General features: G+C 69.3%; 9 protein-coding genes. 5 read left to right on the top strand and 4 right to left on the bottom strand.

Going from position 1 to position 7926, the window contains the following annotated elements; translation table 11 throughout:
• On the top strand, positions 1-645 hold a 645-nt coding region (locus tag ACOJSF_RS12935), incomplete at its 5' end, for an alpha-isopropylmalate synthase regulatory domain-containing protein (RefSeq protein WP_420142610.1).
• Between the two features lie 52 nt (positions 646-697).
• Here the strand turns inward: ACOJSF_RS12935 and ACOJSF_RS12930 are convergent.
• The 4 genes from ACOJSF_RS12930 to mutL form a co-directional block, all read right to left on the bottom strand.
• Entirely contained in the window at positions 698-1183 is a 486-nt protein-coding gene (locus ACOJSF_RS12930; RefSeq protein ID WP_420142609.1) for a superoxide dismutase family protein, read from the bottom strand.
• A gap of 79 nt (positions 1184-1262) precedes the next feature.
• On the bottom strand, positions 1263-1541 hold the full coding sequence (locus ACOJSF_RS12925) for a hypothetical protein (RefSeq protein ID WP_420142608.1): 279 nt from the start codon (positions 1539-1541) through the stop codon (positions 1263-1265).
• Positions 1538-2530: a S66 peptidase family protein gene (locus tag ACOJSF_RS12920; RefSeq protein WP_420142611.1), complete on the bottom strand. Its 993-nt coding sequence runs from the start codon at positions 2528-2530 to the stop codon at positions 1538-1540. The genes ACOJSF_RS12925 and ACOJSF_RS12920 overlap by 4 nt, the downstream gene beginning before the upstream one ends.
• A gap of 77 nt (positions 2531-2607) precedes the next feature.
• On the bottom strand, positions 2608-4353 hold the full coding sequence (mutL, locus tag ACOJSF_RS12915) for a DNA mismatch repair endonuclease MutL (protein ID WP_420142607.1): 1746 nt from the start codon (positions 4351-4353) through the stop codon (positions 2608-2610).
• A gap of 99 nt (positions 4354-4452) precedes the next feature.
• On the opposite strand from mutL, the gene ACOJSF_RS12910 reads away from it, so the two are divergent.
• The 4 genes from ACOJSF_RS12910 to ACOJSF_RS12895 form a co-directional block, all read left to right on the top strand.
• Complete coding sequence (locus ACOJSF_RS12910; protein WP_420142606.1) at positions 4453-5493, top strand: rod shape-determining protein; 1041 nt, start codon at positions 4453-4455, stop codon at positions 5491-5493.
• 22 nt (positions 5494-5515) lie between these two features.
• Positions 5516-6394, top strand: coding sequence for a rod shape-determining protein MreC (gene mreC / locus ACOJSF_RS12905; protein WP_420142605.1), 879 nt, complete (start codon positions 5516-5518; stop codon positions 6392-6394).
• Between the two features lie 2 nt (positions 6395-6396).
• A complete protein-coding gene (locus ACOJSF_RS12900) occupies positions 6397-6909 on the top strand; it encodes a rod shape-determining protein MreD (RefSeq protein WP_420142604.1) in 513 nt (170 codons plus the stop codon).
• Positions 6906-7926 (top strand): penicillin-binding transpeptidase domain-containing protein (locus tag ACOJSF_RS12895; protein ID WP_420142603.1); only part of this gene is annotated, 1021 nt, incomplete at its 3' end. The genes ACOJSF_RS12900 and ACOJSF_RS12895, both read left to right, overlap by 4 nt.

Here is a 7926-nt window from a genome sequence, read left to right as displayed (position 1 = left end):
CAGGACGCGATCAAGAAGGGCTTCGCCGCGCAGGAACAGCGCAACGATCAGCTGTGGGACGTTCCCTACCTGCCGATCGACCCCAAGGATCTGGGCCGCGACTACGAGGCGGTGATTCGCGTCAATTCGCAGTCGGGCAAGGGCGGCGTCGCCTGGGTGCTGGAGCAGGATCAGGGGCTGAAGCTGCCCAAGCGGATGCAGGCCGACCTCAGTCGTGCGGTACAGGCGCTGGCGGACGAGACCAGCCGCGAACTCAACGCGGCCGATATCTGGGGCGCGTTCCGGAAGCATTACCGGCTGGACGGCGCGCAGCCGTTCGAACTCGTCTCCTACGAGGAAACACAGTCCGGTCAGGAGCGCATCTTTGTCGGCCGGATCCGCCACAATGGCGAGGAGCGGAGCGTCAGCGGGCGCGGCAATGGCCTGCTATCGAGCGTGCTGTCGGCACTGCGCGAATCCTTCGGAGTCGACCTGGAGATTGGCGACTATTCCGAACATGCCATCGGCAAGGGTTCGGACGTGCAGGCGGCCGCCTATGTCGAAACGCGCGCCGGCGACGGGCGCACGATCTTCGGCGTCGGCATGGATACGGATGTCGCCACCGCGTCGGTGCGCGCGCTGCTGGGCGCCGCTAACGCACTCTAGCGAGGCACGTGGGGCGGCCTTATGGCCGCTCCCACTTCGTTCAGCCTGATCGTTAGCGGATGACGGCGCAGCCGACGCGATCGCCCGCGCCGCCGATCGGCTGGCTGCTATAATCGTCGGGCTTGGCGTGCACGACGATCGCCGAGCCGTCGGCATCCTTCAGCCCGTCCAGCATCACCAGGGTGGTATAGATTTCGACCTTGGCTTTCCCGTCCGCGCCGGCATAGATGTTGGGCAGGTCACCCATGTCGTTGGCATTGGGATTGAGCAGGCCATGGACGACCGGCTCGGCCGAATGGACATGCCCCCCCGCCGCCGTGAATTTGGGGTCGCTGCAATCGCCCTTGGCGTGGATGTGAATGGCGTGCCAGCCGGGCGTGAGCCCCGACGCATCGACCTTGAGCAGCACGCCCTTTGGCGCGGCGACCGGCGTGACGGTTCCGCCAATCCCCTTGAAGGTGGCGGCGGTCTGCGCCGTGGCGACGGTCGGCGCGACGACGAGGCCAAAGGCGGCAAAGACGAGCGGCAGTCGGGTCATGGAAAATCTCCTCTGATCGCTGGCAACCCCGCCAGCCGGTTGAAACAGCGTGTCGCGACGCACCGGGCGGCCAACGGCGTCACGGCCGCGCCAGACTGCTCAATTCGCGATAGGTAATGCCGTACGTCCGGCAGATGTGATCGCGAAGGCGGCCTTTCTCAGCCTCCATCTCCAGATAGGCCAGCTCCTCGGCCTCCTCATGCGCGAGATCGACGCGGTAGGAATCGGGCACGAGTGCCTCCCACGTCAAATTGTGCCGCGCCGCCGCCGCGCGCACCGCGGCGACCAATGTGCGTCCATCCGGTTCACGGTCCATGCCGCCCGAACGATCGACCGGCCTTTCGGTGTCCTCGGTCACGCCACGGCCGGTTCGGCGATGCGGATCGTGCCGGCATCGGCATCGATCTCGGCGGCGATCCCAACCGGCAGGCTGAATTGATCGGCGATATGGCCGAAGAACGCACCTTGGAACGCGGGCACGCCGAGGGGCGCGAGATGCTGCTGGAGCAGTTCGGACACGGTGAACCCGCCATAGGACGGCCCCGGCGAGCGGCAATTGCTGCACTGGCCGAACACGATTCCGCGCACCTTGGCGAGGATGCCGGCCAGCGCGAGCTGGGTCAGCATCCGATCGATGCGATATTCGCTTTCCCCGACATCCTCGAGAAAGAGGATCGCGCCGTCGAAATCGGGCAAATAGGCGGTGCCGCACAGCGCGGTCAGCACGCTGAGGTTGCCGCCGAGCAGCCGCCCCGTTGCCCTGCCACCCCGGATCGCGCGCGTGCGCCAGGCGCGCTGTACGAGGCGGTCCTCGGCCCCCTCCGGGTTGCGGTAGAGCGGCATCGCTCCGTCGAAGGCGAGCGCGCGAAACGGTTCCCACGACTTCTTTCCCCACCCGCTCGACGCGTTGGGCCCGTGGATCGTGGCGAAGCCGGCCTGCGCCGCGAAGGCGAGGTGCAGCGCGGTGATGTCGCTGAAACCGATCAGCAGCTTGGGATTGGCGCGGATCGTGCGGAAATCGAGGTAGGGCAGCAGGCGGGCGCAGCCCCAGCCGCCGCGCACCGCGAACACCGCCTTCACCGCCGGATCGGCATAGACCGTGTTGATGTCGGATGCGCGCGCGGCGTCGGTGCCGGCGAGATAGCCGAAGCGCTGGCCCATATGCGGCGCGGCGCGGGGCACCAGCCCCATCGCGCGGATCGTCTCCTCGACCAGCGCGATGTCGTACGGATCGTCCGGAAACCCGGCAGGCTCCACCAATGCGACCACGTCGCCCTCGTGCAGACGCGGAGGCTTGCGCACCACCGGGGGAGCGGCGGCAAGACCCACCGGTGCGAGCGCCGCCATGCCCGCCGCCGCGAAGGCCTCGATCACCTGTCGTCGCGCGATCATCCGCCCCGCATAGCCCAGGCGCGGGGGCGGCGTCACTTGCGTCCGAACAGCTTTTCGATGTCTGCGTGACCCAGCTTCACCCAGGTCGGCCGGCCGTGATTGCACTGGCCCGAATGCGGCGTGACCTCCATCTCGCGCAGCAATGCGTTCATTTCGGCGACCGAGAGGATATGGCCCGCGCGGACCGAGCCGTGACAGGCCATGGTGCCGGCGATGCCGTCGAGCTTCTCCTTGAGAGTGAGCGCCTGGTCGAACGAAGCCAGTTCGTCGGCAAGGTCGATGACGAGCTGGCGCGCGTCGCTCGTCCCCAGCAGGGCAGGCATGGCGCGCACCAGCACCGCCTTCGCGCCGAACCGCTCGATCTCCAGCCCCAGCTCCGCCAGCTCGCCCGCGCGCGCCTCCAGCCGATCGCAGGCCGGTTCGTCTAGCTCCACCACCTCGGGCAGCAGCAGCGCCTGCCGCGCGACGCCGCCGTCCGCGACCGCGCGGCGCATGCGTTCGAGCACCAGCCGTTCGTGCGCGGCATGCTGATCGACGAGGACGAGACCATCGGCCGCCTCCGCTACGATATAGGTCGCTGCGACCTGCCCGCGCGCGACCCCGAGCGGATGCTCGGCCGGCGCGGGGGGCGGCGCCACCGCCGGCTCGGCACGGGCGGCGGGGGCAGGCGCAAAAGCGGGTGCATGGTCCCACACGGAGGGCTGGATCAGCGGCGCGGGCGGCGCCCATTGCGGGCTGAGCGGTTCGGCCTGCCAGCGGCCGAGCGCCGCCGCCGAAGGCCGCTGCGCGCTGCGATGCCCGGCGGCGTCGAGCGCGGCGCGCAGGCCGCCCACGATCAGCCCGCGCACCAGCCCCGCCTCGCGAAAACGCACCTCGGTCTTGGCGGGATGGACGTTCACGTCGACCTCCTCGCCCGGCACGTCGAGGAACAGCGCCAGCACGGGATGACGATCACGCGCGAGCAGATCCTGATAGGCGGCGCGCACGCTGCCGATCAGCAGCCGGTCCTTCACCGGCCGGCCGTTGACGAACAGATATTGATGGTCGGCGACGCCGCGATTGAAGGTCGGCAGTCCCGCCACGCCGCCGAGCCGGATCGCCTCGCGCATATGGTCCACGGGGACCGAATTGCGCGCGAGCTCGCGGTCGATCAGCGCGGCGACACGTTCGGGTCGCGTCTCGCCCGGCTGCACCGCCAGGCTGCGACGGCCATCATGTTCGAGCGTGAAACCGATTTCGGGCCGCGCCATGGCGAGGCGACGGACGATATCGACGCAGGCGGCATATTCGGCGCGGGGCGAGCGCAGGAACTTGGCGCGCGCCGGCACTCGGGCGAACAGCCCCTCCACCTTGACGCGCGTGCCGGGGGGCAGCGCGGCGGGCCCCTCCTCGACCAGCCGGCCATTGTCGACCGTGCGCCGCCAGCCTTCATGCCCCCGCACCCGGCTTTCGATCGTCAGGGTCGCCACGCTCGCGATCGACGGCAGCGCCTCGCCCCGGAAACCGAGCGTCGCGACGCGTTCGATAGCGTCGTCGGGCAGTTTCGACGTGGCATGTCGTTCGAGCGCCAGCGCCATTTCGGGCGGGCTCATCCCGCAACCATCGTCGGCTACCTCGATCCCGCCGATGCCCCCATCGGTCAGGCGCACGACGATGCGCTCCGCGCCCGCGTCGATCGCGTTTTCCACCAGCTCCTTCAACGCGCTGGCAGGCCTTTCGACCACCTCACCGGCGGCGATGCGGTTGACCAGATGTTCGGGGAGTCGGCGTATTGACACGGCAAGGGGTCTAGCCCAACCAGCGGCCTTCCGCGACGGGGCTTCCTTCATCCTCAGGCGATTCTCCTGCCCGGTCGCGCGGCGGACGTCACGACGGGTATGATTTCTATGCGCTGGTTCAAATTCATGTCGCACGACATGGCGATCGACCTCGGGACGGCCAACACGCTCGTCTATGTGCGCGGCAAGGGGATCGTGCTCAACGAACCGTCCGTGGTCGCGATTGAGACGACGAACGGCGTCAAGAAGGTGCGCGCTGTCGGCGACGACGCCAAGCTGATGATGGGCAAGACGCCCGCTCATATGGAAGCGATCCGTCCCCTGCGCGACGGCGTCATCGCCGACATCGACGTCGCCGAGCAGATGATCAAGCACGACAACCAGAAGGAGCACGGCCAGCGGCGCTTCCCGCGCTGGCCCGAAATCGTGATCTGCGAGCCGTCGGGATCGACCAAGGTCGAGCGGCGCGCGATCCGCGACGCCGCATCGAACGCGGGCGCGAGCCAGGTCTTCCTGATCGAGGAACCGATGGCGGCCGCGATCGGCGCCGACATGCCCGTGACCGAGCCGATCGGATCGATGGTGGTCGACATCGGCGGCGGGACGACCGAGGTGGCAGTGCTGTCGCTGCGCGGGCTGGCCTATACGACCAGCGTGCGCGTCGGCGGCGACAAGATGGACGAGGCGATCGCATCGTTCGTGCGCCGCAATCATAACCTGCTGATCGGCGATGCCACTGCGGAGCGCATCAAGCAGGAGCACGGCACCGCGCGCATGCCCGCCGACGGCGTGGGCGAGCGTATCCTCATCAAGGGCCGCGACCTCGTCAACGGCGTGCCCAAGGAGATCGAGATCACGCAGGGACAGATCGCCGAGGCGCTGTCCGAGCCGGTTTCCGCGATTGTCGAAGGCGTGCGCATCGCGCTCGAAAATACCGCCCCCGAACTCGCGGCCGACATCGTCGACCAGGGCATCGTCCTCACCGGCGGCGGCGCGCTGCTCGACGGGATCGACGAGGTTTTGCGCGAGGCAACCGGCCTGCCCGTCACGGTCGCGGACAATCCTCTTTCCTGCGTTGCGCTCGGTACGGGCCGCGCCTTGGAGGATGCGATGTTCCGCGGCGTGCTCCACACGGCCTGAGCCCGGGAAGGAGGGCGGAGCCATGGCCCCGCCACGTCACCGCGACCGGGGATTTTCCCGCCGCATCCAATATGGGCTCTTCTTCGGCTATGTCGCCGCCGCCGCCGGGATCGTCGCCGGCCTGGCGCTCGTCCTGATCGCCCGCTTCCAGCCGCTCGCCTTCGAGGGGATACGCGGCCTCGCGCTCGACGCCATGACACCGTTGGCGACCTTGACCCGGCCGGTCGTGCGCGGCGCGGACTCGCTCGGGCGCGACGTCGGCGGATATTTCGGGGCGGTGTCCGAAAATCGCCGTCTTCGCGCCGAACTGACAGATGCGCGCCGCCGGCTGATCGACGCGCGCGTCGCCACGGCCGAAAATGTCCGCCTTCGACGCCTTGCTCATATCGTCGGGGGGGGGATGCGGCCCGTGGTCGGCGCGCGGATCGTGGGATCCAGCCTGACCGGCAATCGCCGCTTCGCCACGCTCACCGCCGGCAGCGCCGACGGCGTCCGGGCGGGACAGCCGGTGCGTGCGCCCGAAGGACTCGTGGGGCGCATCGCGGAAACGGGCGCGCATGCCGCGCGCATCGTCCTGCTCACCGACGGCGGCAGCGCCGTGCCGCTGCGCGTGGCGCGAACCGGGGCCGCCGTGCTGGGCCAGGGACGGGGCGACGGCACCATCGAGGTGCGCGCGACCGCCGCCGCCGGTCCTGGCCTGCGCCGCGGCGACCTGCTCGTCACGTCGGGCGTCGGGGGGGTTTTCCCGCCGGGCATCCCCGCCGCCGTGGTCGCCTCCGTAAGCGGGGAGGTGGCGAGCGCACGGCCGCTGGCCGACCCCGCTCGCCTCGATTTCGCGATCGTGCTGCGTCCAGTCGAGGCACCGCCCCCGCCCGCCCCGATCGAGAGCGGGGGGCGGTAAGCATGGCGGTCTTCGAAGACGACCTGCTGCACCGGCCCTCGCAGCTGCGGCTGCGGCTCGTGCCGGTCGCCAGCACGATCGCGGCCTCCGGGCTTGCCGCGCTGCCGTTCGTCGCGGAGGCGCCGGCTGTGCCTCCGTTCGGTCTGATCGTCGCGCTCGCCTGGCGGCTTCTGCGTCCGGAAATGTGGCCGGCGTGGATTGCCCTCCCCCTGGGGCTGGCCGATGACCTTCTGACGGGCGCGCCGCTCGGCAGCGCCGCCGCGCTGTGGACGATCGCCTTCCTCGGCATCGATCTGGTCGATACCCGGCCAATGTGGCGCGACCATTGGCTCGACTGGGGCTTGGCGAGCCTTGCCATCCTGTTCTGCGGCATCGGCGGCTGGCTGATCGACGCCTTTACCGCCGGCATGGGATCGATCGCACCGCTCGTATGGCGGCTGGCGCTGGGCATCCTCTGCTTCCCGCCCATCGCGCGGATGTGCGCGCGGGTCGATCGCTGGCGGCTGCGCCGATGAAGCGGCCGCGCCCGCTGATCACCGAACAGACGTTGCGCGACAGTTTCACGCGGCGCGCGCTGGTGCTCGGGGGGGCGCAGCTCGGCGTCGCGGGATTACTTGCCGGACGGATGGGCTGGCTCGCCATCGGCCAGAAGGACAAATATGACCGGCTGGCGGAATCCAACCGCGTCCAGAGCCAGATCATTCCACCGCGGCGCGGCTGGATCGTCGATCGCAACGGAAAGCCGATCGCGGTCAACCGGACCAGCTTCCGCGTCGACCTGATCCCCGACCGGCTGCAGGATCCGGACGCGGTGATCGACGAACTGCGGCACATCCTGGGACTGACCGACGAGGACGTCGCCCGCATCCGCCGCGCGCTCGACAAGGCGCCCGGCTACCAGCCCGTGCCCGTGGTCGAGGGGATCGACTATGACCGCTTCGCGCGCGTCAGCCTGCGCCAGCGCGATCTGCCGGGCGTGGCGCCGTCGAGCGGCTTCGCGCGTCATTATCCCGCCGGTGCGGCCGTCGGCCATCTGGTCGGCTATGTCGGCCCGGCATCGGCCGAGCAATATCAGGCGACCCACGATCCCCTGCTCATCACCCCGGGCTTCCGCATCGGCAAGGAGGGCCTCGAAAAGACGATGGAGCCGTGGCTGCGCGGCAAGGCCGGCGCCAAGCGGACCGAGGTGACGGCACGCGGGCGCCTGGTCGAGGAACTGACCACGCGTCCCGAGCAGATGGGCAACCACCTGCGCCTGACGATCGACGCGGGGCTGCAGGAATATACCGCCCGCCGCATCGGCCCGAACAGCGGATCCGTCTCGGTGATCGACCTGCAGACCGGCGGCCTGCTCGCGATGTGCGCGATGCCCTGTTACGATCCCAACAGCTTTTCCGCAGGAATAGGCCATTCCGAATGGGCGATGATGTCGGACGACGACCATCTGCCGCTGATGAACAAGACTTTGCTCGGCCTCTATCCGCCCGGATCGACGGTGAAGCCGATGCTGTCGCTGGCCTTGCTGCAATGGG

The sequence above is a fragment of the Sphingomonas sp. genome, from assembly GCF_048594985.1.
Classification (GTDB): Bacteria; Pseudomonadota; Alphaproteobacteria; order Sphingomonadales; family Sphingomonadaceae; genus Sphingomonas_I.
This window is presented reverse-complemented; position numbering and strand designations above follow the sequence as displayed.

Coding starts and splice junctions, on each gene's coding strand:
- ACOJSF_RS12910 (WP_420142606.1), top strand. CDS start 4,453: ATGATTTCTATGCGCTGGTTCAAATTCATGTCGCACGACATGGCGATC.
- ACOJSF_RS12930 (WP_420142609.1), bottom strand. CDS start 1,183: ATGACCCGACTGCCGCTCGTCTTTGCCGCCTTTGGCCTCGTCGTCGCG.
- mreC (WP_420142605.1), top strand. CDS start 5,516: ATGGCCCCGCCACGTCACCGCGACCGGGGATTTTCCCGCCGCATCCAA.
- ACOJSF_RS12920 (WP_420142611.1), bottom strand. CDS start 2,530: ATGGCGGCGCTCGCACCGGTGGGTCTTGCCGCCGCTCCCCCGGTGGTG.
- ACOJSF_RS12900 (WP_420142604.1), top strand. CDS start 6,397: ATGGCGGTCTTCGAAGACGACCTGCTGCACCGGCCCTCGCAGCTGCGG.